Annotated in this window: 29 protein-coding genes; 20 read left to right on the top strand and 9 right to left on the bottom strand. The window is 71.1% G+C overall.

All coding sequences use genetic code 11. The annotated features are described in order from the left end of the window. The first annotated feature begins 47 nt into the window (after positions 1-47). From dop to LXN57_RS08490, 6 genes are all read left to right on the top strand, one after another. A complete protein-coding gene (gene dop, locus LXN57_RS08515; protein WP_369077272.1) occupies positions 48-1,565 on the top strand; it encodes a depupylase/deamidase Dop in 1,518 nt (505 codons plus the stop codon). A gap of 80 nt (positions 1,566-1,645) precedes the next feature. Continuing rightward, on the top strand, positions 1,646-1,861 hold the full coding sequence (locus LXN57_RS08510) for a ubiquitin-like protein Pup (RefSeq protein ID WP_215787104.1): 216 nt from the start codon (positions 1,646-1,648) through the stop codon (positions 1,859-1,861). A gap of 12 nt (positions 1,862-1,873) precedes the next feature. Next, positions 1,874-2,560 carry an endonuclease VII domain-containing protein gene (locus LXN57_RS08505; protein WP_251797468.1) on the top strand — a complete coding sequence of 229 codons (687 nt, stop codon included), beginning with the start codon at positions 1,874-1,876 and terminating at the stop codon, positions 2,558-2,560. Further along, positions 2,479-3,318: a proteasome subunit beta gene (gene prcB, locus LXN57_RS08500; RefSeq protein WP_251797467.1), complete on the top strand. Its 840-nt coding sequence runs from the start codon at positions 2,479-2,481 to the stop codon at positions 3,316-3,318. The genes LXN57_RS08505 and prcB overlap by 82 nt, the downstream gene beginning before the upstream one ends. 54 nt (positions 3,319-3,372) lie before the next feature. Further along, on the top strand, positions 3,373-4,239 hold the full coding sequence (prcA, locus tag LXN57_RS08495; RefSeq protein ID WP_251797466.1) for a proteasome subunit alpha: 867 nt from the start codon (positions 3,373-3,375) through the stop codon (positions 4,237-4,239). Between the two features lie 35 nt (positions 4,240-4,274). After that, the gene (locus tag LXN57_RS08490; protein WP_251797465.1) at positions 4,275-4,997 is read left to right on the top strand and encodes a TspO-related membrane protein; all 723 of its coding nucleotides are present in this window, start codon (positions 4,275-4,277) and stop codon (positions 4,995-4,997) included. A 21-nt stretch (positions 4,998-5,018) separates the two neighbouring features. On the opposite strand, the gene LXN57_RS08485 is transcribed toward LXN57_RS08490, so the two are convergent. Continuing rightward, the gene (locus tag LXN57_RS08485; RefSeq protein ID WP_251797464.1) at positions 5,019-5,447 is read right to left on the bottom strand and encodes a GDP-mannose 4,6-dehydratase; all 429 of its coding nucleotides are present in this window, start codon (positions 5,445-5,447) and stop codon (positions 5,019-5,021) included. A gap of 64 nt (positions 5,448-5,511) precedes the next feature. On the opposite strand from LXN57_RS08485, the gene pafA reads away from it, so the two are divergent. Further along, complete coding sequence (gene pafA / locus LXN57_RS08480; RefSeq protein ID WP_127503492.1) at positions 5,512-6,870, top strand: Pup--protein ligase; 1,359 nt, start codon at positions 5,512-5,514, stop codon at positions 6,868-6,870. A gap of 49 nt (positions 6,871-6,919) precedes the next feature. On the opposite strand, the gene LXN57_RS08475 is transcribed toward pafA, so the two are convergent. From LXN57_RS08475 to LXN57_RS08460, 4 genes are read right to left on the bottom strand one after another with little or no spacing between them, the layout of a single operon-like run. Then, the gene (locus LXN57_RS08475; protein ID WP_251797651.1) at positions 6,920-7,330 is read right to left on the bottom strand and encodes a VOC family protein; all 411 of its coding nucleotides are present in this window, start codon (positions 7,328-7,330) and stop codon (positions 6,920-6,922) included. Between the two features lie 4 nt (positions 7,331-7,334). Further along, complete coding sequence (locus LXN57_RS08470; RefSeq protein WP_251797463.1) at positions 7,335-7,838, bottom strand: SAM-dependent methyltransferase; 504 nt, start codon at positions 7,836-7,838, stop codon at positions 7,335-7,337. A 16-nt stretch (positions 7,839-7,854) separates the two neighbouring features. After that, positions 7,855-8,172: a hypothetical protein gene (locus tag LXN57_RS08465; RefSeq protein WP_251797462.1), complete on the bottom strand. Its 318-nt coding sequence runs from the start codon at positions 8,170-8,172 to the stop codon at positions 7,855-7,857. Between the two features lie 23 nt (positions 8,173-8,195). Further along, positions 8,196-8,402 carry a hypothetical protein gene (locus LXN57_RS08460; RefSeq protein ID WP_251797461.1) on the bottom strand — a complete coding sequence of 69 codons (207 nt, stop codon included), beginning with the start codon at positions 8,400-8,402 and terminating at the stop codon, positions 8,196-8,198. A gap of 62 nt (positions 8,403-8,464) precedes the next feature. On the opposite strand from LXN57_RS08460, the gene LXN57_RS08455 reads away from it, so the two are divergent. Further along, a complete protein-coding gene (locus LXN57_RS08455; RefSeq protein ID WP_251797460.1) occupies positions 8,465-9,106 on the top strand; it encodes an O-methyltransferase in 642 nt (213 codons plus the stop codon). 21 nt (positions 9,107-9,127) lie between these two features. Here the strand turns inward: LXN57_RS08455 and LXN57_RS08450 are convergent, their stop codons facing one another. After that, the gene (locus LXN57_RS08450; protein ID WP_251797459.1) at positions 9,128-10,207 is read right to left on the bottom strand and encodes a DUF3866 family protein; all 1,080 of its coding nucleotides are present in this window, start codon (positions 10,205-10,207) and stop codon (positions 9,128-9,130) included. 10 nt (positions 10,208-10,217) lie between these two features. Further along, a complete protein-coding gene (locus LXN57_RS08445) occupies positions 10,218-11,216 on the bottom strand; it encodes a cation diffusion facilitator family transporter (protein WP_438872854.1) in 999 nt (332 codons plus the stop codon). Positions 11,217-11,350: 134 nt separating this feature from the next. Here LXN57_RS08445 and LXN57_RS08440 point away from each other — a divergent pair, with 134 nt between their 5' ends. From LXN57_RS08440 to LXN57_RS08405, 8 genes are all read left to right on the top strand, one after another. After that, a complete protein-coding gene (locus LXN57_RS08440; protein ID WP_251797458.1) occupies positions 11,351-12,331 on the top strand; it encodes a helix-turn-helix transcriptional regulator in 981 nt (326 codons plus the stop codon). Then, entirely contained in the window at positions 12,328-13,287 is a 960-nt protein-coding gene (locus tag LXN57_RS08435) for a helix-turn-helix transcriptional regulator (protein ID WP_251797457.1), read from the top strand. Before LXN57_RS08440 ends, LXN57_RS08435 begins: the two co-directional genes overlap by 4 nt. 15 nt (positions 13,288-13,302) lie before the next feature. Further along, complete coding sequence (locus tag LXN57_RS08430; RefSeq protein WP_251797638.1) at positions 13,303-13,533, top strand: hypothetical protein; 231 nt, start codon at positions 13,303-13,305, stop codon at positions 13,531-13,533. A gap of 134 nt (positions 13,534-13,667) precedes the next feature. Continuing rightward, the gene (gene tatA / locus LXN57_RS08425; RefSeq protein ID WP_251797456.1) at positions 13,668-13,997 is read left to right on the top strand and encodes a Sec-independent protein translocase subunit TatA; all 330 of its coding nucleotides are present in this window, start codon (positions 13,668-13,670) and stop codon (positions 13,995-13,997) included. Positions 13,998-14,006: 9 nt separating this feature from the next. Next, positions 14,007-14,969: a twin-arginine translocase subunit TatC gene (gene tatC / locus LXN57_RS08420; RefSeq protein ID WP_251797455.1), complete on the top strand. Its 963-nt coding sequence runs from the start codon at positions 14,007-14,009 to the stop codon at positions 14,967-14,969. A gap of 30 nt (positions 14,970-14,999) precedes the next feature. Further along, complete coding sequence (locus LXN57_RS08415; protein ID WP_251797454.1) at positions 15,000-15,920, top strand: diacylglycerol/lipid kinase family protein; 921 nt, start codon at positions 15,000-15,002, stop codon at positions 15,918-15,920. A gap of 42 nt (positions 15,921-15,962) precedes the next feature. Further along, positions 15,963-16,172, top strand: a complete 210-nt coding sequence (locus LXN57_RS08410; RefSeq protein WP_251797453.1) for a hypothetical protein — start codon at positions 15,963-15,965, stop codon at positions 16,170-16,172. 66 nt (positions 16,173-16,238) lie between these two features. Next, positions 16,239-17,882, top strand: a complete 1,644-nt coding sequence (locus LXN57_RS08405) for an alkaline phosphatase D family protein (protein ID WP_251797452.1) — start codon at positions 16,239-16,241, stop codon at positions 17,880-17,882. Between the two features lie 4 nt (positions 17,883-17,886). On the opposite strand, the gene LXN57_RS08400 is transcribed toward LXN57_RS08405, so the two are convergent. Beyond that, complete coding sequence (locus tag LXN57_RS08400) at positions 17,887-18,219, bottom strand: winged helix-turn-helix transcriptional regulator (protein WP_221379350.1); 333 nt, start codon at positions 18,217-18,219, stop codon at positions 17,887-17,889. A gap of 73 nt (positions 18,220-18,292) precedes the next feature. Between LXN57_RS08400 and LXN57_RS08395 the strand changes: the two genes are divergently transcribed. Beyond that, positions 18,293-18,778, top strand: coding sequence for a group II truncated hemoglobin (locus tag LXN57_RS08395; protein WP_251797451.1), 486 nt, complete (start codon positions 18,293-18,295; stop codon positions 18,776-18,778). Here LXN57_RS08395 and LXN57_RS08390 read toward each other — a convergent pair. Then, entirely contained in the window at positions 18,770-19,510 is a 741-nt protein-coding gene (locus LXN57_RS08390) for an HAD family hydrolase (RefSeq protein ID WP_251797450.1), read from the bottom strand. The genes LXN57_RS08395 and LXN57_RS08390 overlap by 9 nt on opposite strands. Positions 19,511-19,574: 64 nt before the next feature. Here LXN57_RS08390 and LXN57_RS08385 point away from each other — a divergent pair, with 64 nt between their 5' ends. The 3 genes from LXN57_RS08385 to LXN57_RS08375 all read left to right on the top strand — a co-directional run bounded on the left by LXN57_RS08385 (position 19,575) and on the right by LXN57_RS08375 (position 23,996). Next, positions 19,575-22,325: a DEAD/DEAH box helicase gene (locus LXN57_RS08385; protein ID WP_251797449.1), complete on the top strand. Its 2,751-nt coding sequence runs from the start codon at positions 19,575-19,577 to the stop codon at positions 22,323-22,325. Between the two features lie 82 nt (positions 22,326-22,407). Beyond that, positions 22,408-22,749 carry a YciI family protein gene (locus LXN57_RS08380; protein ID WP_251797448.1) on the top strand — a complete coding sequence of 114 codons (342 nt, stop codon included), beginning with the start codon at positions 22,408-22,410 and terminating at the stop codon, positions 22,747-22,749. Continuing rightward, positions 22,746-23,996, top strand: a complete 1,251-nt coding sequence (locus LXN57_RS08375; protein WP_251797447.1) for an RNA polymerase sigma factor — start codon at positions 22,746-22,748, stop codon at positions 23,994-23,996. The genes LXN57_RS08380 and LXN57_RS08375 overlap by 4 nt, the downstream gene beginning before the upstream one ends. Positions 23,997-24,176: the final 180 nt, after the last annotated feature.

Here is a 24,176-nt window from a genome sequence, read left to right as displayed (position 1 = left end):
GCTCAATACATGAGCAACAGGGGCAACGTGGCGGGCGGGATGGTCGTATGAGCGTTCGACGAATCATGGGCACCGAGGTCGAGTACGGCATCAGCGTCCCCGGGCAGCCCGGCGCCAACCCGATGGTCACCTCGTCGCAGGTGGTCAACGCCTACGGGGCACGCCCCGAGCTCAACCGCAACGGACGCGCCCGCTGGGACTACGAGGAAGAGTCGCCGCTGCGCGACGCGCGCGGCTTCACCTACTCCGGCGCCGCCTACGACCCGGCCGACGCCCTCGCCGACGAAGACCTCGGCCTGGCCAACGTGATACTGACCAACGGCGCCCGCCTCTACGTCGACCACGCACACCCCGAATACAGCACCCCCGAGTGCACCAACCCGCTCGACATCGTCAAGTGGGACAAGGCCGGCGAGCGGGTCATGGCCGAAGCCTCCCGCCGCGCCGCCACCATCCCGGGCACCCACCGCATCCAGCTCTACAAGAACAACACCGACAACAAGGGCGCCTCGTACGGGTCCCACGAGAACTACCTGATGCGGCGCCAGACCCCGTTCGCCGACATCGTCGCCCACCTCACGCCGTTCTTCGTCACCCGGCAGATCTTCACCGGCGTCGGCCGCGTCGGCCTCGGGCAGGACGGCTCCGGCTCCGGCTTCCAGATCAGCTCCCGCGCCGACTTCTTCGAGGTCGAGGTCGGCCTCGAGACGACACTCAAGCGGCCCATCATCAACACCCGCGACGAGCCGCACGCCGACGCCGACAAATACCGCCGGCTGCACGTCATCATCGGCGACGCCAACCTCTCCGAGATCGCCACCTACCTCAAGATGGGCACCACCTCGCTGGTGCTCAACATGATCGAGGAGAAGGTGTTCAGCGGCGACCTCGGCATCGCCGACCCGGTCAGCGAGCTCAAGGCGGTCAGCCACGACCCGTCCCTGCAGCACCTGATCCGGCTGCGCGACGGCCGCAAGCTCACGGCGCTCGACCTGCAGTGGGCCTACTACGAACGGGCCCGCGAGTTCGTCGACCAGCGTGAAGGCGACGACACCGACGAGCAGACCAAGGACGTGCTCGACCGCTGGGAGGACATCCTCGACCGGCTCGGCCGCGACCCGATGGAATGCGCGGACACTCTCGACTGGGTGGCCAAGCTGCGGCTGCTCGAGGGCTACCGTGAGCGCGAGAACCTCGGCTGGTCCTCGCCGAAACTTCAGCTGGTCGACCTGCAGTACGCCGACGTCCGCCCCGAGAAGGGCCTCTACCACCGGCTGGTCGCGCGCGGCTCGATGAAGACGCTGCTCGAGCCGGACGCCGTGCAGCGGGCCATGTCCGAGCCGCCGGAGGACACACGGGCCTACTTCCGCGGCCGGTGCCTGGCTCAGTACGCGTCCGAAGTGGTCGCGGCCAGCTGGGACTCGGTCATCTTCGACGTCGGCCGCGAGTCGCTCGTACGGGTGCCGATGATGGAGCCCGAGCGCGGGACGAAGAAGCATGTGGGCGCGCTGTTCGACAAGTGCGAGAGCGCCAAGGATCTGCTCGAAGTCATCACCGCGCGCTGAGTGGTTTTGTCACAGGCGCGAGGTAGGTTTTTTCTCAACCCGCAGGCGCAGGCTTCGGGTGGTTCAGAAGGGGGACACCGATGGCAACTCGGGACACCGGCGGGCAGTCGCAGTCGGGCAAGGGCCGGCAGGACGAGCAGATCGACGAGACCACTACTGAAGCCAACCCTGAGGTAGCCGAGCGGCACGCCGAAATCACCGAGGACGTCGACGACCTGCTCGACGAAATCGACTCCGTTCTCGAAGAGAACGCAGAGGAATTTGTTCGCGGATATGTACAAAAGGGCGGAGAGTAGGGCAAAACGGACATGCCTCTCCCGAGCGACGATGAGGACGGGCGGCGACGCTGCCGCGATTGCGGTGAGTGGAAGCCGCTCGACCTTTTCTCCGCCAACAGCAAGCGACCGTCGGGTCGCGGTAGCTATTGCAAGGACTGCTTCAACGTGAGGTCCAAAGCCAGCTACGCCAAACGGCTGCAAGAGAAGTACGGGCGGGAGGTGCAGGTCCAGCGCTCGGTCCCTGACGGCCACCGGTACTGTCCCGACTGTGGGGAAATCAAAGAGCTAGACGATTTCCCCCGTAGCCGGAACGACTCCGGTGGCCGAGGTCGTTATTGCAAGCCTTGCCACAACGCTCGCGGCCACGAGACCAGGCAGCGCTTGTATGGAGGCTCGCGGGAGTACCACCTGCGAGCCCGGTATGGCATCGGCCAGGTTGAGTTCGACGACCTGTTGTGGCGGCAGGGCAACGTGTGCGCGATCTGCCGCGCGCCGGATCCTCAACACGTCGATCACGATCATCGCACCGGCGCTGTGCGCGGGATATTGTGCTTCAACTGCAACGGCGGCCTGGGACAGTTCCGGGACAACCAGGACTACCTTGCCGGCGCGATCGAGTATTTGAAGGGAACCACGTGGCAAAGGACTTTGATCCATCCGGGCGTGTACCGGATTACTACGTCAATGCGGGAACGTCCTCCTTCACGCAGTTCCTGACGCACGCTTCCCCCGAACTGCTGCCGGGCCGCCGGCCGTTGCCGCCGGGCTTGTCGGCCGACATCGCGCCGCACGGCACGACGATCGTCGCGATCGCCACCGCTGAGGGTGTCGTGATGGGTGGCGACCGGCGCGCGACGATGGGTAATCTCATCGCCAGCCGGGACATCGAGAAGGTGCATCCGGCCGACTCGTACTCGCTGATCGGCATCGCCGGGACGGCGGGTATCGGCATCGAGCTGATGCGGCTGTTCCAGGTCGAGCTGGAGCACTACGAGAAGATCGAGGGCACGATGCTCTCGACCGACGGCAAGGCGAACCGGCTGGCCGGCATGGTGCGGGGCAACCTGGGCGCGGCGATGCAGGGGCTGGCCGTGGTGCCGCTGTTCGCGGGCTACGACCTGTCGCCGCACGACCCGGCCAAGGTGGGGCGCATCTTCAGCTTCGACGTGGCGGGCGGGCTCTACGAGGAGACCGGCTACGACGCGATCGGTTCGGGTTCGCTGTTCGCGAAGTCGGCTCTGAAGAAGAAGTACCGGGCGGGTCTGAGCACCGATGCCGCGGTGCGGCTGGCGGTCGAGGCGCTGTACGACGCGGCCGACGACGACACCGCGACCGGCGGTCCCGACCTCACCCGCAAGATCTTCCCGGTGGTGATGTCGGCGACGGCGAACGGCACGCACCGTCTGACCGAGGCCGAGATCACCGCGGTGGCCGAGCAGGTCGTGGCCGGGCGCATGGAGAATCCGGGCGGCTGAGTCCGGTTGTTGGTAGCAGCCGAATTCACCAGGGACGAGAGGGAGTAGCCACCCGTGGCCATGCAGTTCTATGCATCACCCGAGCAGGTCCAGCGCGACCGTTCGGAGTACGCCCGTAAGGGCATCGCCCGCGGCCGTTCCGCCGTGGTGCTGACGTATGAGGGCGGCATCCTGCTGGTCGCCGAGAACATCACGACGCTGCGCAAGATCAGCGAGATCTACGACAAGATCGGGTTCGCCGCGGTCGGCCGGTACAACGAGTTCGAGAGCCTGCGCCGGGCCGGCATCCGGATGGCCGACGTCAACGGCTACAGCTACGACCGGCGCGACGTGACCGGGCGGTTCCTGGCCAACGCGTACACCCAGACGCTGGGCGCGATCTTCACCGAGACGCAGAAGCCGTACGAGGTGGAGATCTGCATCGCCCAGGTGGGGTCCTCGCCCGAGACCGACGAGCTCTACCGCATCACGTACGACGGTTCGGTGATGGACGAGCCCGGGTTCATGGCGATGGGCGGCCAGGCCGAGGCGATCTCGAACGTGCTGCGCGAGCGGCACGAAGCGACCGCCGAGTTGCCGGCGGCGCTGGCGCTCGCGGCGCAGGCGCTGGGCAGTGTGGGCGGCGAGAACGGTCAGACGCGCAAGCTCGACCAGAAGCAGCTCGAGGTCGCGGTGCTCGACCGGCGGCGTAAGGGCCGGGCGTTCCGGCGTATCCACGGCCCGTCGCTGATCCAGTTGCTCGAGGGCCTGGAGGACGTGCTGGACAAGGATCTGGGCGATGTGGACGCCGCTCCGCCGCCGGCCGCGCCCGACAGCAAACCCACGGTGTCCGCCGCCGCCGAGCAGGACACGGCCGACAAGCCGTCGACCGGCACCGACCCGGCCGAGCCGGCAGACGGCGTCAACGGCGACGGTTCCTGACGTGATCATGCCCCCCGGCGGGTATGCCGGGGGGCATGACTGACACCGTTCGTGCTGTCGCGCTCGCTTCTTCCTGCGCTGCTTTCGTGGCCGTGCCGTGCCTGGGGGCGCTACTCGGCCGGGGCGAGCAGACCCAGCGCTACGACACCGTGATCACTCCGCCCGACTACGCGTTCGCGGTCTGGGCCCCGATCTTCGCCGGCTGCGCAGCCTCGACGGTGGCCCAGTGCCTGCCCGGTGGCCGGGGCGATCCGATGAGCCGCCGGACGGGCTGGCCGCTGGCCGGCGCCTACGCGGTCAACGCGGCGTGGTCTCTGGCCGCGCAGACGGACCGGTTCGGCCTCACGCCCCTGTTGCTGCCGGTCGCTACCGCCTTCACCGCCGCGGCCTACGGCCGTGCGCAGCGCGTCCACTCGACGTCCGCGCCGTCCACGGTGACACCCGCGAGCACCGGCTTGCTGCTCGGCTGGACGGCCCTGGCCAGCACGGTCAACCTGGCGGCGGGCGCGGTGGCCGCCGGTGTGAAGAAGAGCGATTCCCGCCTGGTCGGGGCCTCGACGGCAGCCGTCCTGCTCGCCTCGGCCGCGGTTGCGGGGGGAGTGGCGCGTTCCCGTAGGGGCGCGTTTCCGTTGGGTCTGGCGTCCGCGTGGGGCCTGGCCACAACCGCGCTGACACGCAGCCGCCCTGCCGCAGTGCGTCTGGCCGCGGCCGCCGGCTCAGCGGCCATCGCGACCGCAGCTGCCGCCGGCCGCGTCTGAGCGTCGCTTGTGCCTGCGGGTCTACTGCAGCAGGGGGCGCCACGCGTCGGGGTTGTCCCGGTACCAGCGGACTGTGCTGTTGAGGCCGGAGGCGAACTCGACCCGGGGATGCCAGCCCAGGTTCTGGCGGATCTTGTCGTCGTCCAGGATGTTCGAGGTCACGTCGTGCTCGACGTTCGCGGTCACGTCGTGCTCGGCGGCGAAGTGGACGATCGCGTCGTGGCGGCGGACGACGACCTCGGCCAGGGCGGCGTCGGCCACGTCACCGGGGACGAAGTCGAGCCACTTGTCGTGGGCGACCGCGCCGAGGTTGGCGAAGTTTCCGGCGTGCGCCAGCTTGTCGAGAACGGTGACCCGCGCGTCCTCGAGGCCCGGCAGGCGGCCGGCCAGCATCGCGCGCACGAAGTGCGAACCGATGAAGCCGGCGCCGCCGGTGACCAGAACGTTCATCCGTAACGACTCTACCGGCGTCGGGTGACTGCCAATGGATGGCTTATGCGGCTAGTGTTTCGTCATGGAACGGCGAATTTTCGGCCTCGAGACCGAGTACGGCGTCACGTGTACTTACCGGGGGCAGCGGCGGCTGTCTCCCGACGAGGTGGCCCGCTACCTGTTCCGCCGAGTGGTGTCCTGGGGACGCAGCAGCAACGTTTTCCTCCGTAACGGCGCCCGCCTCTACCTCGATGTCGGTTCCCACCCCGAGTACGCGACCCCCGAGTGCGACTCCGTGACCGATCTCGTCGCCCACGACCGGGCCGGCGAGCGGATCCTGGAGGGCCTGCTGGTCGATGCCGAGAAGCGGCTGCACGACGAGGGCATCGCGGGCGAGATCTACCTGTTCAAGAACAACACCGACTCCGCCGGCAACTCGTACGGCTGTCACGAGAACTACCTCGTGTCGCGCCACGGCGAGTTCGGCCGGCTCGCCGACGTCCTCATTCCGTTCCTCGTGACCCGTCAGCTGATCTGCGGCGCCGGCAAGGTGCTGCAGACCCCGCGTGGCGCCGTCTTCTGCCTGTCGCAGCGGGCCGAGCACATCTGGGAGGGCGTCTCCAGCGCGACGACCCGCTCCCGTCCGATCATCAACACGCGCGACGAGCCGCACGCCGACGCCGAGCGCTACCGCCGCCTGCACGTGATCGTCGGCGACTCCAACATGAACGAGGTGACGACGCTGCTCAAGGTGGGCAGCGCCGACATCGTGCTCCGCATGATCGAGGCCGGCGTGGTCATGCGCGACCTGTCGCTCGAGAACCCGATCCGCGCGATCCGCGAGGTCAGCCACGACATCACCGGCCGCCGCAAGATCCGCCTGGCCAACAACAAAGAGGTCAGCGCCCTCGAGATCCAGCAGGAATACCTGGCCAAGGCGACCGAATTCGTCGAGCGCCGCGGTGGCGACCAGACGGCCAAGCGGGTCGTCGAGCTGTGGGGCCGGGTGCTCAACGCGATCGAGAGCGGCGACCTCGACCCGGTCTCGCGCGAGATCGACTGGGTGTCGAAGTACAAGCTGATCGAGCGCTACCAGGCCAAGCACCAGATCCCGATGAGCCACCCGCGCATCGCCCAGCTCGACCTGGCTTACCACGACGTGCGCCGGGGCCGGGGCCTCTACGCGCTGATGGAGAAGCGCAAGCAGGTCGACCGCATCTCCAACGACCTCGAGATCTTCGAGGCCAAGGAGACGCCGCCGCAGACGACCCGGGCCCGCCTGCGGGGCGAGTTCATCCGCCACGCGCAAGAGAAGCGCCGCGACTTCACCGTCGACTGGGTGCACCTCAAGCTCAACGACCAGGCGCAGCGCACCGTGCTCTGCAAAGACCCCTTCCGCGCGTACGACGAGCGGGTGGAACGGTTGATCGCCAGCATGTGAGTCCGCTGGGGCGGGGGCTGCGGCTCCCGCCCCAGCAGTGAGCCAGGCGTTAGGCTGGTCGGGTCATGGACGGGCCCGACCAGCAACCACGCTCCCGGGCCGACCGTAAGCGCGACCGCATCCGCGCCGAGGTCCGGCGCAACCGCGAGGGCGGCCACCGCGTCCCGACGTGGGTGCTGGCCGCGATCCTCGGCGTGATTCTGCTCGGCTGGCTCGTTCTGGTCGTCACCTCGTAGGGCTTCGTCACCTCGTAGGGCACAGTGCGTCGTCGATCAGCGCAGCCACGGACGCCGCCTGGGATGGTCTCGCCCTCGGTGAAGCCGTAGTTGCCGGCCTCGGAGACGGGATCGGCCACGGGGCCGCCGGTGGTGAACTGCCAGCCGAAGAGCTCCCCGTAGTAGCCGCGCAGGGCGGCCGGGTCGGTCCCGATGATCTCGAAGTGCTCTACCGGCTGGGCCATGCGGTCATTCTGCCGGTCCTGCGCACCCTCGGGCGAGCCGCGAGCTCGGGTGCCGCCGGGTTCGTGCGGACGAATCCGGGGCCGGCGGTCGGATCGGGAGCTCGCGCAGTGGGCTGCCGCCGTCGACGAACAGGCGGGCGCCGGGGCGGGTGGCTCGGGCCAGGTGCTCCATGACGCGTACGCCCAGGGCGGGGTGGCGGCCGTCGAGCGCTCCGACGCGGACGGCGAAGACCAGGTCGTACGGCTGCTCGCCGGGTTCGAGGACGAAGTCTTCGGCTGCCACGTGCCGGACGCTCAGGCGGCCGGACGCGATCTCCGTGGCTGAGCCCGCGGTGGCCTGGGCGACGGCGGCCGCCGAGCGGTCGATGGCCAGGATGTGCCCCGTGGTGAGGCGGGCGGCGACCAGCCGCGCGGCTACGCCGGGGCCGCAGCCGATCTCGAGGACGCGGAGACCCGGCTCGAGGGGCAGGGCATCGACGATCGCGAGCAGGCGGGACGAGGCGGGCACGGTCCCACGTTAGCGTTCAGCGACGGGTGGCTCGCTCGTGCTGCAGTTCGGCGTCGATGGCGTCGGGGGCGCCGCCGAACTCGTCGGCTACTTCGCCCTCCACCGCGGGGGCGCCGGAAGCCAGGCGCCGGTCGGCCTCGGTCAGCGTGCGGTGGCTGGTGGCCAGCACCAGGACGCCCAGCAGGACGGCTACCGCGCCGGCCACGAAGGGGACGTGGATGTTCCAGCGGTCGACCATCTTGGCGATGAAGAGCGCGTTGCCCAGGCCCCACCCGGCCCGGAAGCCGACGATGCCGCCGATCGAACCGGACAGGCCGGCCAGCGCCGCGAACACGACGATGACGGCCAGGCCGGTGATCAGGGTGCGCTTCGGGCGAGCATGGCGATCGCGGTGACCACCAGATAGCTGGTGAACAGCAGGCTGACCTGGCTCGGTCCGGCATGCAGCTGGGACGACAGGGCGGGCAGGATCGGGTCGACCAGGCCGATGCCCATGAAGCTGACGACGCAGGCGAACGCGACCGCGTAGACGGCCTTGGGCTGGTGGCGGAGAGAAGCAGGCACGTCAGGATCATAAGTGCCTTATGCATCCTGCCGCAAAGCGTGAGACGTACGAGACTGGCCGGATGGACATCATCGAACCGGCTGTCAGCGACTACCTGCTCGAGCACTGCACCCCGGCCGACGACGTGCTGCGGGATCTCGCGGCCGAGACCCGCGACGCGTTCCCCGACGCCGCCGGCATGCAGATCTCGCACGACGAGGGCGAGCTGCTCACCATGCTGGTGCGGCTCACCGGCGCCCGGCTCGCGGTCGAGGTGGGCGTGTTCACCGGCTATTCGTCCGTCTGCGTCGCGCGCGGGCTGCCCAAGGACGGACGCCTGATCGCGTGCGACGTCTCCGAGGAGTTCACCAACGTCGCCCGGAGGTACTGGGCACGGGCCGGGGTCGACGACCTGATCGAGCTGAACCTGGGCCCGGCCCTGGAGACGCTGCGGGCGCTGGACCGCGACCCGGTGGTCGACTTCGCGTTCGTCGACGCCGACAAGATCAGCTACCCCAAGTACTACGACGAGCTCGTGCCGCGGCTGCGCCCGGGCGGCCTCATGGTGATCGACAACGTGCTGCGCGCCGGGCGGGTCCTGCACCCCGAGGGCGAGTGGGACGTGGCGGTCAGCGACCTCAACGACCGGATCGTGACGGACGACCGGGTCGAGTCGGTCATGCTTCCCGTACGGGACGGGGTGACGCTGGTCCGCAAGCGGTAACCAGGCCGAGGCGGGCCGCTATCAGATCAGGGTGGCGGCGAACCGGCCCGCGGCGGCCGCGGCGAGGAAGTAGGCGTAGTCCTGGTCGAGCTTGCGGCCCATCGTCGACAGCGGCGCCGGGCTCGCGCGGAGCGCCTCGTCGAGACCGTCGACCGGCACGCGCGGCAGGCGGTGCCTCGCCGCCAGCGGCGCGAGCGCCGCGTCGATCTCGGCGGCCAGGTAGGGGTCGAGGCCTTCGGGCACGGGCAGGTCGGCGGGGAGCAGGGCCACTTTCCCGTACGCGGTGAGGCTGTGATGCGACAGGCCGCGATGCCGGGGCCGTCCGTCACCCGTCGAGATCCGCAACGAGCCGACCGGCCGGCCTCCGAGGGTGCCCGTGGCGTTGACCGCCTCGCCCAGCGCCACCCCGGAGAACCCCCAGGTCGTGCCCGTGCCGAGGTTGCCCGGGCCCTGCGTGACGACCGTGACGTCGGCGCGCAGCACGTGCCGCGCGGCCAGCAGGCCGGTGTGCACGGTGCTCGCCTCGAGGTCGCCGCCGAACGCCTGCCCGGTGGTCACCGTGCCCACCAGGTGGTCGCGCAGACCGTCCAGGGTGCGTGAGAACCACGCCGGCAGCGCCCCGCCGTCGGTCATGACGTACGCGATCCGGGCCCCGGGCCGGTCGAGGCGGACAGCGGCGACGATGGCCGGCAGCGCCGAGTGCAGATCGGCCAGGACCACCGGCATGCCGTCGAGCGAGGTGGCCGCGGCCATCACCGCGCGGTGCGGCGAGGCCTCCTCGTCGACGCCGAGCCGGATCGCCTGCAGCGGCGTGTAACGGGCCTTGACCAGGTGGCCCGAGTCACGGTTGGCGCCGTCCTCGGGCGGATCGGCCGGCAGCCGGTCGGGCAGCGCCACCACCAGCGCGTAGCCCCCGGTGCCGAGGCCCATGACGAGCGCCCCGACGTTGAGCAGCACGCGGTCGCCCGGCTCGGGCTCGCCGGTGAGGGCGGGGTAGGCGAGCGCCTTCAGTGGCCCGTCGTCCGTCGTGACCTCGAGCTCGACCGCGCCGTTCCACCGGCGCCGGATCGCCTGGACTGTTCCGGACCGCCACCGCACCATGGCCGGAACCCTATTCGACGCCGCCGTCGACGTGGTTGCGGCCCGCCGTGCCGCGCGTCGGGTCGAGGAAGACGTACCGGATGCCGGGGTAGCGGGCCCGCAGGCGGCGCTCGGCCTCGTCGCTGGCCGCCTCGATCTCGCCCCCGCGGACGTCGTCCTGGAAGTCGACCTTGGCCGCGACCAGGATGTCGCCCGGGCCGAGCTGCATGGTCAGCAGCGTCGGCACGGCCACCACGATCGGGATCGAGGCGAGGTCGGCGGCGATCTGGTTGTGCACCCGGCGCGGCACCGCCCGGCCCACGAGCAGCGAGGCGTTGCTCTGGGCGAGGACCGCGGCCACTCCGAAGAGCAGCAGGCCGATCGCGATCGAGGCGATGCCGTCCCACATGCCGTTGCCGGTGAGCTCGGTCAGCACCAGTCCGGCGCCCGCCAGGATCAGGCCGATCAGGGCGGCCGAGTCCTCGAAGTAGACGGCCTTGACGGTGGTGTCCGGGGTCAGCCGCAGGAAGCGCGACGGAGTGACGCCCCAGCGCCGCGACGCGCCCGCGACCTGGCGCCGGGCGCGCAGGAACGAGGTGCCCTCGGCGGCGAACGAGACGGCCAGCACGAGGTACGACCAGAGGAAGTCGCCGGTCTCCTCCCCGCGCACGATCGTCTCGATGCCGTGGTAGATCGAGAAGCCGGCGCCGCCGACGAAGGTGAACACCGCGGCGATGAACGCCCAGACGAAGCTCTCCTTGCCGTACCCGAACGGGTGTTCCTCGTCGGCTGGGGTGGCGCCGCGCCGCAGGGCGACGAAGAGGAACACCTCGGTGATGGTGTCGGCGAAGGAGTGCGCCGACTCGGACACCATGGCCGCCGAGCCGGAGACCATGCCGGCGACCAGCTTGGCGACCGCGATGGCCAGGTTGGCCAGGCCGGCCACGATGACCGTGCCCACACTCTCGTTCTGCGGTGCTTCGGACTCATCGGACGAATCGCCCGTCGGGAGGGGCCCGGCGGCGGCCAGACCGACCGGGAGCTGCTCTTCCGGGGTTTCTGCGGTGCTCACCCGGGCCTACCTTTCCGCTGCGCCCCCGCGGGAAACGGCCCGGGCATAGCGCGTACGTCACGTCGGCGTCCACCCTGCTAGCGTTGCCAATCGTGTCGCGCACCCGCACCGAGCGCCTGGTGAACCTGGTGATCTGCCTTCTGTCGACGCGTCGGTTCCTGACCGCCGCGCAGATCGCCGCGACGGTGCCCGGCTACGAGCACGACCCGGAGGATCCGCGCGACCACGAAGCCTTCCAGCGCAAGTTCGAGCGCGACAAGGCCGAGCTGCGCGATCTGGGCGTCCCGCTCGAGACCGGTACGGCGAGCGTCTTCGATCAGGAACCGGGCTACCGCATCGCGCACCGCGAGTACGCGCTGCCGGCCATCCGGCTCGAGCCCGACGAGGCCGCCGCGGTGGGCATCGCGGCCCGGCTCTGGCAGCACGCCGGCCTGGCCGCGGCCGCGTCGTCCGGCCTGGCCAAGCTGCGCGCGGCCGGGGTCGAGGTCGACCCCCAGGCCACCCTCGGGGTCGAGCCGGTGGTCACCGTCGACCCGGCGTTCGGGCCGCTCACCAGCGCCGCCCGCGACCGCCGGGCGGTCAGCTTCAGCTACCGGGTGCCCGAGGTCGACGACCCGGCCACCCGCCGGCTCGAGCCGTGGGGCGTGGTCTGCTGGCAGGGCCGGTGGTACGTGGTGGGTCACGACCGCGACCGGGACGCGACCCGGTGCTTCCGGCTGTCGCGCATCGTCGGCGCGGTCAAGGTGCTGGGCCGGCCGGGAGCGTTCGCTCCGCCCGAGAACGAAGACCTGATCAACCACGTCGCCAAGTGGTCGGGGCCGGTGCCGCACAACGGCCGGGCCACCGTCACCGTGCGGCCGGGTCGGGCGGCCGGGCTGCGGCGCTGGGCCGTCGAGTCACAGCCCGGCCCGGACGGGGACACGCTGACCATCCCGTACTCGGACGCCGAGCGGCTGGCCGCGACGATCGTCGGCTACGGGCCGGACGTGCGGGCCGAGGGGCCGCCCGAGGTTCGCGAGGCCGTGATCCAGCTGCTCAAGGAGGTCGTGGCGCGACACGAGGTGGCGGCATGACGGGCCCGCGGCAGAGCGCCGACCGGCTCGGACGGCTGCTTCTGCTCGTCCCGTATTTGCTGGCCCGGCCCGGCATCCTGGTCGCCGAGGCGGCCGCCGACCTGGGCGTCAGCGAGCGCCAGCTCCGCGAGGACCTGGAACTGCTGTGGGTGTGCGGCCTGCCCGGCTACGGCCCGGGCGACCTCATCGACATGGCGCTCGACGGCGACCGGGTCACGATCAGCCACGACGCCGGCATCGACCGGCCGCTGCGCCTCACCCAGGACGAGGCGCTGGCCCTGGTGGTGGCCCTGCGGATGCTGGCCGAGACGCCGGGCACCGGCCACCGCGACGTCATCGAACGCGCCCTCGCCAAAATCGAGAACGCGGCCGGCGACCTGGCCGGGGCGCCGGTGGCCGTCAAGCTGCCGGCCAACAGCAAGCGCGTCGACAACGTGCGAACGGCGGTCGAGAGCGGGCACGCGCTGCGGATGACCTATTACACGGCCGCCCGCGACGAGACGACCGAGCGCGTCGTCGACCCGATGCGGGTGCTGATGGTGGGCGGCAAGGCCTACCTGGAGGCGTGGTGCCGGCGGGCCGAGGCGACCCGGCTGTTCCGGATCGACCGCATCGACGACTTCGCCGAGCTCGACGAGCCGTCCCGCCCGCCGGCCGACGCGGTGCCGCACGACGTCAGCGACGGCGTCTTCCACCCCACCCCCGACCTGCAGCTGGTCACCCTGCGGGTGGGCCGCGGCAGCCGCTGGATCACCGAGTACTACCCGGTGGAGGAGGTGCGCCGGTCGGGCGACGAGTGGGTGGTGACCATGCGGGTCACCGACCTGGGCTGGGCGCAGCGGCTGCTGCTGGGGCTCGGGCCCGACGTCACCGTGCTCGGCCCGCCGGAACTGCTGCACCGGATCCGTGAACAGGCCACGGCGGCGCTCGACCAGTACAGCACCCCCGGCCGGTAGGGTGGCCCGGTGCTGATGTGGATCTGGATCGCCGTGGTCGTGGTCGCCGTGATCATCATGGGGGCGGCCGGTGTGCGGCTGCTCGGCCGGCTCGACGGGCTGCGCCGCGCGGCCATGCGGCTGCAAAGACGGCAGACCGAGGCGGCGAAACTGCAGGAAGCCGCGCTCGAGCTCCAGCAGACCGTGCTCGCGGTGCAGCAGCGCGCCGAACTCATCCAGGAGCACGCGATCCTCAAGCGGCGCTGACTGCGGCGTTCCTTCCCCGTTGTCCAAGGATTTGGGCGATGGTGGCAAACCGACGAGGGTCCGTGGTCCGCATCACCAGATTTGACACGTACGATGGACCCCGCACACCTGATCCGACCGACTGGAGTTAACCCATGGGCGCCCTCAAGCCATGGCACATCATCGTTTTTGTGGTCGTCCTCGTGCTGCTTTTCGGCGCGAAGCGGCTGCCGGACGCGGCGCGGTCGCTGGGCCGGTCGCTGCGGATCATCAAGGCCGAGACCAAGGGCCTGGTCGACGACGACAACAACGTCGCTGAGAAGGCCGAGCCGCAGGTCGCGCGTCAGCCGCTGCAGGGCGACGTCTATCCGCCCGCCGGAAATTCTGGTTACCAGCAGACTCCGCCGCCGCAGGGCTACCAGCAGCAGCCGCCGCCGGCTCAGCCGTACGTGGACCCGGTGCAGCAGCGCACCAACGACCGCTGATCCGCGGGCATGAAGCTAGCCCTTGGCCGTCAGGGGCCCAGCAAGTTCCAGCAGGCTTCCGACGGCTCCATGACGCTGATCGACCACGTCCGCGAACTCCGTAATCGGCTGTTCATCGCGTCGCTCGGCCTGATCGCCGGGTTGATCGTCGGCTTCATCGTGTCGCAGTGGGTGTTCCACCTGCTCGAGGCGCCCTACTGCGACCTGCCGTCGTCGATCGCCACCCGCGCCGACGGGACGCAGTACTGCGACTGGGTCGTCCTGAACGTCACCGACACCCTGATCCTGCGCCTCAAGATCGCGCTCTGGGTCGGTCTGATCGTCGGCTCGCCGGTGTGGCTCTACCAGTTGTGGGCGTTCGTCGCGCCGGGCCTGCACCGGCACGAGCGCAAGTGGGCGTACGTCTTCGTGGCCATCGCCGCTCCGCTGTTCGCCGCCGGCGGCGTCCTGGCCTACTTCGTGGTCGGCCACAGCCTGGCGTTCATCATGGAGTCCGGCGTCCTCGGCGAGGCCACGAAACTCGAGGTCTCGGGGTACATCGGGTTCGTGACCAACATGATCCTGATCTTCGGCGCGGCTTTCGAGTTCCCGCTGATCCTGCTCATGCTCAACTTCACCGGCGTCGTGTCGGCGAAGAAGCTGCTGGGCTGGTGGCGGATCGTGGTCTTCCTGTCGTTCGCGTTCGCCGCGATCGCCACCCCCGACCCCGGCCCGTTCGGCATGATTCTGCTGGCGCTCTGCATGGTCGTGCTCTATCTGATCGCGACCGGTGTGGCCGCGCTCAACGACAAGCGCAGGGGCCGCGGCAAAGAGATCTACGCCGAGCTCGACGACGACCAGCTGTCGCCGCTCGAGGACGACCGGGTGCCGGTCGGCGCGTCCGACCCGATCGAGGCGCCGAGCCCGATCGAGGCGCCCACGCCCGTCGCGCAGCCGCGCTCGATCGAGGGACGCTTCGACGACATGACCTAGGTCATAACCGGGGCAGTATGCTGCCCGGCTGTGACGAGCAATGAGATCGCGGTGCTGGCCAACCCCACAGCGGGGCGCGGCAAGCACCGCGATCTGCTGTCCGGGGTCCTGCGCCGGCTGGGCGATTCCGGGCATACGGTCCGGCTGCTGACCGCCCACAGCGGCGCGGAGGCGGAGCAGGCGTGCCGGGCCGCCGTCGACGGGGGCGTGGCCGCCGTGGTGGCCGTGGGCGGCGACGGCACGATCCACCGCGCGTTGCAGGGAGTGGCCGAGCGGCCCGTGGGGTTCGGCGTCGTCCCGGCGGGCACCGGCAACGACTTCGCGGCCGGCATCGGCATGCCGGCCGACCCGCTACGAGCTGCCGACGTCGTCGCCTCGGCGCTCGCCGACGGGCGCTACGTGCCGATCGACCTGGCCCGGGTCGTGTCCCGCGTCCCGGCTGAGTCACCGGTCGGGCGGGAGCCACGATGGTTCGGGGCGGTGCTCGCGGGCGGCTTCGACGCGCTCGTGAACGAGCGGGCCAACCGGATGCGCTGGCCGCGCGGGCCCCGGCGCTACGACCTGGCGATCCTGCTCGAGCTGGCCCGGCTCAAGCCGCGCAAGTACGCCCTCGAACTCGACGGCGAGGACCACAGCTTCGAGGGCATGCTGGTGGCGGTGGGCAACTGCGCCAGCTACGGCGGCGGCATGCGGATCCTGCCCGATGCCGACCCTGCCGACGGACTGCTCGACGTGGTGATCGCGACACCGTTCGGGCGGGCGGCCCTGGCCCGGCTCAAGCCCCGGTTGCGGCGGGGCACGCACGTCACCGACCCGCGGGTCACCGCCTTCCGGGCCCGGCACGTGCGGCTGCGCTCGGACGGGATCGTCGCCTACGCGGACGGGGAGCGCCTCGGCCCTCTCGACCTCGACCTGACGTGTGCGCCGGGTGCGGTTCGGTTGCTCCGCTGAATTCTTCATCAGATCGCCCGGAACCGGCCGATCGGGAGGGGCATGCAGATCAACTCGCTCAGCTCGCTGGTCACCTCCGCCTACGACACCGCCCGCTCGAACCTCAAGAGCATGGCCGAGTCGGCCGCCGCCACCGGCGCTGAGGTCACCCCCGTCCTGGCCAAGGCTCCGGAGCCGGCCGCCCCCGTCACCGAGGTTCCCGCGCCGGTTCCCGGCCAGCGCCAGGGCGTCAACCTCGACTCGTACGCTTAGGGTCTGTTTCGCGGCTCGTAAGGTCGGCAGCAATCTAATTCCATCTATGCCCGCGAGGCTGCGGGCATGGCACTCTCAAGAAGATCGCTTCTGCTGAGCTCGGCCGCCGCCGGTGTCGCGGGCGCCGCGACCACCTGGCCCCTGGCGGCCTCGGCGGCACCGTACCGGGGCCCGCTGCAGGCCGACCCGTTCACGCTCGGCGTCGCGTCGGGCGATCCGGAACCGGACGGGTTCGTGCTCTGGACCCGCCTCGCCCCCACCCCGCTGGCCGACGACGGCCTCGGCGGCATGCCGTCACGAGTCGTGCCGGTGGCCTGGGAACTCGCCGCCGACGAGCGTTTCCGCATGATCGTCCGGCGCGGTGTGACCGCGGCCCGGCCCGAGTCGGCGCACGCCGTGCACGTCGAACTGCACCACCTGCTGCCCGGACGGGAGTACTTCTACCGCTTCCGCGCCGAGCGCTACGTCTCGCCCGTGGGCCGGACCCGAACCGCCCCGCCGCTGTGGGCGACGGGCGGCACGCTGGCGATGTCGTTCGCCTCCTGCTCGCAGTACGAGCACGGCTACTTCACCGCCTACCGCCACCTGGCCGCCGACGAACCGGACCTGATCCTGCACCTGGGCGACTACCAGTACGAGTACCAGGCCGGCGTGTACACCATCCCCGGCGGCAACCCGCGCGACCACGCGGGGCCCGAGACCGTCACGCTGGCCAACTACCGTCAGCGGCACGCCCAGTACAAGACGGATGCCGATCTGCAGGCCGCGCACGCCGTCGCGCCCTGGGCCGTGGTGTTCGACGATCACGAGATCGAGAACAACTGGGCCGACGAGGTGCCCGAGGCGCCCGACCCGAACTTCCCGGCCCGGCGCGCGGCCGCGTTCCAGGCCTACTACGAGAACATGCCGCTGCGTCGCACCTCGATCCCGCGTGGCCTCGACATGCAGCTCTACCGGCGGCTGCGCTGGGGCCGGCTGGCAACCTTCCACATGCTCGACACCCGCCAGTACCGGGACGATCAAGCTTGCGGCGACGGCTACAAGGACTGCCCGGCCGCCTCCGACCCGGCCCGTTCGATCACCGGCGAGCAGCAGGAGAAGTGGCTGCTCGACGGGTTCCGCCGCTCGTCGGCCCGCTGGGACGTGCTGGGCCAGCAGGTGTTCTTCGGCCAGCGCGACAACAACTCGGGACCACAGGTCGTCACCAGCATGGACTCGTGGGACGGCTACGCCGCGTCGCGCGACCGGATCACCCGGGGCTGGGTCGACGCCGGCGTGCGCAACCCGGTCGTGCTGACCGGGGACGTGCACGCGCACTGGGCCGACGAGCTCAAGCTGGACTACGCCGACCCGGCGTCGCGGACGGTGGGGACCGAGCTGGTCTGCTCCTCGATCACCTCGACCGGCAACGGCACCGACGTCGCCTCCGGGCAGCACCCGTGGGCGGCCTGGAACCCGCACCTGCGCTTCTACAACAACCAGCGGGGGTACGTCCGTACGCGGATCACCCCGGGCAGCCTCACCGCCGACTTCCGCGTGGTGCCGTTCGTGACCACGCCCGGCGCGCCGGTGCACACCCGGGCGACGTTCGTCATCGAGGACCGGGTGGCCGGCCTGCAGCAGACGGCCGACAACCCCACCCCGTCGGCGCTGCGCACGGCCTCCGACCTGGGCGCGGAGACCGTACGGCAGGAAACCGAACGCCCCTGACGGCTCACGAACCGACCGGGACGCCGGTGCGGGCGGCGCGCTCCAGCCCCCAGTCGTAGAGTGCCTGCAGCACCGGCGTCAGGCTCCGGCCCTCGTCGGTCAGCCGGTATTCCACATGCGGTGGCACGGTCTCGAGGTCGTCGCGGGCCACCAGCCCGTCGGCCTCGAGCTCGCGCAGCCGCTGGGTGAGCATCTTGTCGCTGATCCCCGGCATCCGCCGGCGCAGCTCGCCGTAGCGGTGCACGCCCTCCTTGAGGCGGGCCAGGATCACCACCCGCCACTTGCCCCCGACCACGTCGACGGTGAGCTCGACCGGGCAGTGGTAACGCTTCGTCATCGTCGTCTCCGCGGGTCACGCACCGGAAAGTGCGTACTTGATCGGGGGCGGCCGCCGATGGTGGGCTTTCCCCGTGGCTGACGAGTACACCAGCAATGGCGCGGCGCCGCCGACCCTCTACGAGTGGGCCGGCGGCCAGAAGGCGCTGCAAGCCCTGTGCGAAGCGTTCTACCGGCGGGTTGTCGTCGACGACCTGCTGTCGGCGCTGTTCGCCGGGATGCATCCGGACCATCCGCGCTACGTGGCCCTCTGGCTGGGCGAAGTGTTCGGCGGGCCCGCCGCCTACACCGCCGGGCGCGGCGGCTACGGGGCCATGCTGCGGCATCACCTCGGCAAGGGGATCACCGAGCCCCAGCGGCGGCGCTGGGTCAACCTGATGATGGACGCCGCCGACGAGGTCAGCCTGCCGGACGACCCGGAGTTCCGGGCCGCGTTCGCGGGCTACCTGGAATGGGGCACCCGGCTCGCCCGGGAGAACTCGCAACCGGGTGCCGACCCGGTGCGTGAAGCGCCGGTGCCGCACTGGGGCTGGGGAGTTGCCCCGCCCTACCTAAGCTGAACAGCCGGTCAGGGCCAGGGTGGCGACCAGGCCGTTGGGGCGGCCGGGCTCGGCGGCCGGGAGCACCAGCGCGGCGCAGCCGGCCCCGACCGCGCCCGCGTCGGCCGGGGTGTCGCCGACCATGAGCGTGCGCTCCGGGTCGGCGCCCAGCATGCCGCAGGCGCGCAGGAAGATGGCCGGGTCGGGCTTGGTGCGGCCGAGCTCGTAGCTCAGCGCGTACGCGTCGATCAGCGCGGTCATGCCCCAGGCGTCGAACAGCGGGCGGATGTCGAAGCCGATGTTGCTGACCACCGCCACCTTGATGCCGGCGTCGTGCAGCGTACGCAGGGTGGGCTCGGTGTCCGGATAGGGCAGCCAGCCGTCCGGGGCCAGCAGCCGGTCGTACAGGGCGTCGGCCAGGCCCTCGACGTCGGTCGAGACCGTCGCGGCCAGGCCGGTGTAGGCGGCACGGTGGCTCTGGGCGTACAGGTCGCGGTCGGCCCAGTGCTCGGCCAGGCCGGGCGGCACCCGGTGGGGCACCGGGCCACCGGCCCGCCCGGCGGTGACCAGCCGGTCGGCCAGCACCGTGGCCTTGCCCCGGTCGAGCTCGCGCCCGCACGTCGCGGCGGCCGCCAGAACCCAGGTCACCGGGTCTTCCACCTGGGCCAACGTGCCGTGGAAATCGAACAGCACGGCGTCGACCTGACGGCGCGGCCGATGGGGAGGGTGATCGGTCGATGCAACATCCGGCACGGGTGCACCATACCGACCGTGCCCGTGCCCGCTGTTGTCACACCCACGACCTACGCTTGTGGTCATGACGAGTCCCGCCGAAAGATACGCAGCGTCCCAGCGGCGGGCGGCCCGGGTGGCCGAGTTTCCGGCGCTCGAGGATTTCATGCTCGACGTCGGCTTCGACCTCGACGATTTCCAGCGTTCCGCCTGTGAATCGCTCGAACGGGGCAGCGGCGTGCTCGTGTGCGCCCCCACCGGCGCCGGTAAGACGGTGGTCGGCGAGTTCGCGGTTCACCTCGCGCTGCGCGCCGGCGAGCGCAAGTGCTTCTACACGACGCCGATCAAGGCGCTCTCCAACCAGAAGTACCACGACCTGGTCGAGCGCTACGGCCCCGACCAGGTCGGCCTGCTGACCGGCGACAACGCCATCAACGGCGACGCGCCCGTGATCGTGATGACCACCGAGGTGCTGCGCAACATGCTCTACGCGGGCTCGCCCGCGCTCAAGAACCTGGCCTACGTCGTGATGGACGAGGTGCACTACCTGGCCGACCGGTTCCGCGGCGCGGTCTGGGAAGAGGTGATCATCCACCTTCCGTCCTCGGTGACCCTGGTGTCGCTGTCGGCCACGGTCAGCAACTACGAGGAGTTCGCCGACTGGCTGGTCACCGTGCGGGGCGAGACCGAGGTCGTGGTCAGTGAGCACCGGCCCGTCCCGCTCTGGCAGCACATGCTGGTCGGCCGCCGCATGTTCGACCTGTTCCACGACGCCGACGCGGCCCGGAAGCACGACGTGCACCCCGAGTTGCTGCGCTACACGCGCGAGATGCAGCGCCGGCTCGAGATGACCGACCGGTCGTACGGGCCGGGTCGCGGCGGCCGGTCGAAACGCTGGCAGCCCCCGCCCCGGGCCGAGGTCGTCGACCGGCTCGAACGCGCCAGCCTGTTGCCGGCGATCCTGTTCATCTTCAGCCGGGCCGGGTGCGACGCCGCCGTGCAGCAGTGCCTCAGCGCCGGGCTGCGGCTCACCAGCGCCGAGGAACGGGCCGCGATCCGCACCATCGCCGAGGCCAAGGTGGCTTCCATCCCGCGCGAAGACCTGTCGGTCCTGGGCTACTGGGAATGGCTCGACGGTCTCGAGCGGGGCATCGCCGCCCACCACGCCGGCATGCTGCCTGCCTTCAAGGAGGCGGTCGAGGAATGCTTCGTCCAGGGCCTGGTCAAGGCGGTCTTCGCCACCGAGACGCTGGCCCTGGGCATCAACATGCCGGCCCGCTGCGTCGTGCTCGAACGCCTGGTCAAGTTCAACGGCGAGGCCCACGTCGACCTTACACCCGGCGAATACACCCAGCTCACGGGCCGGGCCGGCCGCCGCGGCATCGATGTCGAGGGGCACGCCGTGGTGCTGTGGAGCCCCGAGGTCGACCCGCGTCTCGTCGCCGGCCTGGCCTCCACCCGCACCTACCCGCTGCGGTCCTCGTTCCGCCCGTCCTACAACATGGCGGTCAACCTGGTCGGCTCGGTCGGCGCCGACCAGGCCCGCGAGCTGCTCGAGTCGTCGTTCGCCCAGTTCCAGGCCGACCGCTCGGTGGTCGGCCTGGCCCGCCAGGTGCAGCGCAACGTCGAGACCATGGAGTCCTACGCCAACGACGAGGCCTGCCACTACGGCGACTTCGACGAGTACTTCGCGATCCGGATCGCGATCGCCGACCGGGAACGCGCCAACGCCCGGCAGGGGGTGGCGCAGCGGCGGGCGGCGGTGGTGACGTCGCTCGAGCGGCTGCGGGTGGGCGACGTCATCCGGGTGGCGCAGGGCCGCCGCGCCGGGCTGGCCGTGGTGCTCGAGGCACCGAGCGGTGGGTTCGGCGAGCCCCGCCCTCTGGTGCTCACGCAGGACAGGTGGGCCGGCCGGGTCAGCCCGGCCGACTTCGCGGGCGAGGCCGAGGTGCTCGAGCGCGTCCGCGTGCCCAAGCATTTCAATCCGCGCTCACCGGCCGCCCGCCGCGACCTGGCCGCCCAGATCAGCGCCACCGGGCACGACCGGCACGGCAACGGCCGGCGCCGCTCACGCGGCGGCACCGGCGAGGACCCCGAGATCGCGCTGCTCAAGGTGCAGATGCGGCAGCACCCGTGCCACGCCTGCCCCGAGCGGGAAGACCACGCCCGCTGGGCCGAGCGGCGGCACCGGCTGCTGCGCGACACCGACGCCCTGCGCGAAAAGGTGGCCGGGCGCACCAGCTCGCTGGCCCGCACGTTCGACCAGGTCTGCGCGGTGCTGGCCGAGCGCGGCTATCTCACCGAGGCCGGCGAGGTCACCGAGCCGGGCCGCATGCTGGGCCGCATCTGGTCCGAGGCCGACCTGCTGGTGGCCGAGTGCCTGCGCCACGGCGTGTGGGACGGTCTGGCCCCCGACGAGCTGGCCGCCGCGGTGTCCATGGTGCTCTACGAGTCGCGCCGCGAGACCGACGACCGCGCCTCGGTGCCCAAGGGCGCGATCACCGAGGCCGTCGACGCCTGCGGCAAGCTGTGGGGCGAGGTCGCCGGCGACGAGTCCGACCACGGGCTCACCCTGACCCGTGAGCCCGATCCCGGTTTCGTCTGGCCGATGTACCGCTGGGCGCGGGGCGAGCCGCTGGCCAAGGTGCTGGCGAGCGGGCACAACTACGACGCCGACATGCCCGCGGGCGACTTCGTCCGCTGGGCGCGCCAGGTGCTCGACCTGCTGGGTCAGCTGCGCGAGGCGTCGGCCGCCTCCGAGAGCCTGCGCGACACGGCCCGCAAGGCGATCACCGCGATCAACCGGGGGGTGCTCGCCTACCACGCCGGGCTCTGACGGTCCTCGCCTCGCTGTGGGGTGTCGAAAGCGGGGGCGCTCATTCGTGTAGGTGGTGAATGAGTAGCCACGAGGAGGAGCGATGAAGCAGTACCTGCTGAGCATCTACCAGCCCGACGGTGATCCGCCGCCGCCCGAGGTGCTCGAGCCCATCATGGCTGAGCTGGGAAAGCTGAACGACGAGATGAAGGCCGCGGGGGCCTGGGTGTTCGCCGTGGGACTGCACCCGCCGTCGACGGCGACCGTCGTCCGCGACCGGGACGGGGACGCGGTGCTCACCGACGGCCCGTTCACCGAGGGCAAGGAGCATCTGGGCGGCTTCACCGTCATCCGGGCGACCGACCTCGACGAGGCGCTGAGCTGGGGTGCCCGGGTGGCGGCGGTGCTGGCGCCGCTGGCGATCGAGGTCCGTCCGATCGCGTGACCGAGAACGGGATCGAGCAGGTCTACCGGGCGGAGTACGGCCGGGCGGTGGCCGTCCTCGTCGGGCACTTCGGCGACATCGACCTCGCCGAGGAGGCCGTGCAGGAGGCGTTCGCCGCGGCCTTGCCCCGCTGGGCCGAGGACGGCGTCCCGCCCAGCCCGGCCGGCTGGATCATCACCACGGCCCGGAACCGGGCGGTCGACCGGCTGCGCCGCGAATCGACCCGGAGCGGCCGGGAGGCGGCGGCGGTGCGGGAATGGGCGGCCGGGGTCGCCGTTTCGGCCGAGTCCGAGGCGTTGGCCGGCGGTGGGGCGACGGGAAAGCGGGTCGAGGACATGGCGGACGACCAATTGCGGCTCATCTTCACCTGCTGTCACCCGGCGCTGGCGCCGGCGGCACGGGTGGCGCTGACGTTGCGGCTGCTGGGCGGGCTGACCACGGGCGAGATCGCGCGGGCGTTCCTGGTGCCGGAGGCCACCATGGGGCAGCGGCTGTCGCGGGCCAAAGGCAAGATCCGGGACGCGCGCATCCCGTACCGGGTGCCCCGCGACGAGGACCTGCCGGACCGGCTCGGCGCGGTGCTGGCGGTGCTCTATCTGATCTTCAACGAGGGGTACGCGGCGAGTTCGGGGCCGGGGCTGACCCGGGACGACCTCGCGGGTGAGGCGATCCGGCTGACCCGCCTGCTGGTGGCGCTGATGCCCGACGAGCCCGAGGCGCGCGGCCTGCTCGCCCTGATGCTGCTGATCGAGGCGCGGCGGCCCGCCCGGGCGACCGCGGAGGGTGACCTGGTGTTGCTGGCGGATCAGGACCGTACACTCTGGAACCGCGATCACATCACCGAGGGTCAGGCGCTGCTGCGGGACTGCTTGCGCCGCGGCCGGCCCGGGACGTACCAGTTGCAGGCGACGATCAACGCCGTGCACGCCGACGCGGCTACCGCGGCCGCGACGGACTGGCCGCAGATCCTCCAGATCTACGACCACCTGACGGCTGTCGCGGGCGGGCCGGTCGTCGCGTTGCACCGGGCGGTGGCGGTGGCCGAGGTGCACGGGCCGGCCCTGGCGCTGGCCGTCGTCGACGGTCTCGAGGGGCTGGAACGCCACCATGTGTGGCATACGGTCCGAGCCGACCTGTTGCGGCGGCTCGGCCGGAAGGAAGCGGCCGTAGCGGCGTACGGGAAAGCCGCGGAACTGACGGCGAACGCGGCCGAGCGCCGATATCTCGAGTGGCGCGCGGCGGGCTGACGTCCGTCGTTGTGCGGATGGCCGAGGAAACGAACCCCGGCGCCTTTTTGGCAGCCGGGGGCCCTGCTGTGGCGTGGCTCGCATTCGCCGGGTGGCGTTCCGGCTTCGCGCATGGTCGAGCCGGGCGACCTCGACGTGCTGGTCAACACCTTTTCCCGGGCCAACCGCGGACGAGATCTG

Source organism: Paractinoplanes hotanensis (genome assembly GCF_023717965.1).
Taxonomy (GTDB): domain Bacteria; phylum Actinomycetota; class Actinomycetes; order Mycobacteriales; family Micromonosporaceae; genus Actinoplanes; species Actinoplanes polyasparticus.
This window is presented reverse-complemented; position numbering and strand designations above follow the sequence as displayed.

What these genes read in the sequence shown, in the direction of transcription:
- LXN57_RS08410 (WP_251797453.1), top strand. Translation starts at nt 15,963, where the DNA reads ATGCAGATCAACTCGCTCAGCTCGCTGGTCACCTCCGCCTACGACACC.
- pafA (WP_127503492.1), top strand. Translation starts at nt 5,512, where the DNA reads ATGGAACGGCGAATTTTCGGCCTCGAGACCGAGTACGGCGTCACGTGT.
- LXN57_RS08475 (WP_251797651.1), bottom strand. Translation starts at nt 7,330, where the DNA reads ATGGCCCAGCCGGTAGAGCACTTCGAGATCATCGGGACCGACCCGGCC.
- LXN57_RS08490 (WP_251797465.1), top strand. Translation starts at nt 4,275, where the DNA reads ATGACTGACACCGTTCGTGCTGTCGCGCTCGCTTCTTCCTGCGCTGCT.
- LXN57_RS08385 (WP_251797449.1), top strand. Translation starts at nt 19,575, where the DNA reads ATGACGAGTCCCGCCGAAAGATACGCAGCGTCCCAGCGGCGGGCGGCC.
- LXN57_RS08485 (WP_251797464.1), bottom strand. Translation starts at nt 5,447, where the DNA reads ATGAACGTTCTGGTCACCGGCGGCGCCGGCTTCATCGGTTCGCACTTC.
- LXN57_RS08455 (WP_251797460.1), top strand. Translation starts at nt 8,465, where the DNA reads ATGGACATCATCGAACCGGCTGTCAGCGACTACCTGCTCGAGCACTGC.
- LXN57_RS08450 (WP_251797459.1), bottom strand. Translation starts at nt 10,207, where the DNA reads ATGGTGCGGTGGCGGTCCGGAACAGTCCAGGCGATCCGGCGCCGGTGG.
- dop (WP_369077272.1), top strand. Translation starts at nt 48, where the DNA reads ATGAGCGTTCGACGAATCATGGGCACCGAGGTCGAGTACGGCATCAGC.
- LXN57_RS08380 (WP_251797448.1), top strand. Translation starts at nt 22,408, where the DNA reads ATGAAGCAGTACCTGCTGAGCATCTACCAGCCCGACGGTGATCCGCCG.
- LXN57_RS08405 (WP_251797452.1), top strand. Translation starts at nt 16,239, where the DNA reads ATGGCACTCTCAAGAAGATCGCTTCTGCTGAGCTCGGCCGCCGCCGGT.
- LXN57_RS08510 (WP_215787104.1), top strand. Translation starts at nt 1,646, where the DNA reads ATGGCAACTCGGGACACCGGCGGGCAGTCGCAGTCGGGCAAGGGCCGG.
- LXN57_RS08400 (WP_221379350.1), bottom strand. Translation starts at nt 18,219, where the DNA reads ATGACGAAGCGTTACCACTGCCCGGTCGAGCTCACCGTCGACGTGGTC.
- LXN57_RS08505 (WP_251797468.1), top strand. Translation starts at nt 1,874, where the DNA reads ATGCCTCTCCCGAGCGACGATGAGGACGGGCGGCGACGCTGCCGCGAT.
- tatA (WP_251797456.1), top strand. Translation starts at nt 13,668, where the DNA reads ATGGGCGCCCTCAAGCCATGGCACATCATCGTTTTTGTGGTCGTCCTC.
- tatC (WP_251797455.1), top strand. Translation starts at nt 14,007, where the DNA reads ATGAAGCTAGCCCTTGGCCGTCAGGGGCCCAGCAAGTTCCAGCAGGCT.
- LXN57_RS08435 (WP_251797457.1), top strand. Translation starts at nt 12,328, where the DNA reads ATGACGGGCCCGCGGCAGAGCGCCGACCGGCTCGGACGGCTGCTTCTG.
- LXN57_RS08430 (WP_251797638.1), top strand. Translation starts at nt 13,303, where the DNA reads ATGTGGATCTGGATCGCCGTGGTCGTGGTCGCCGTGATCATCATGGGG.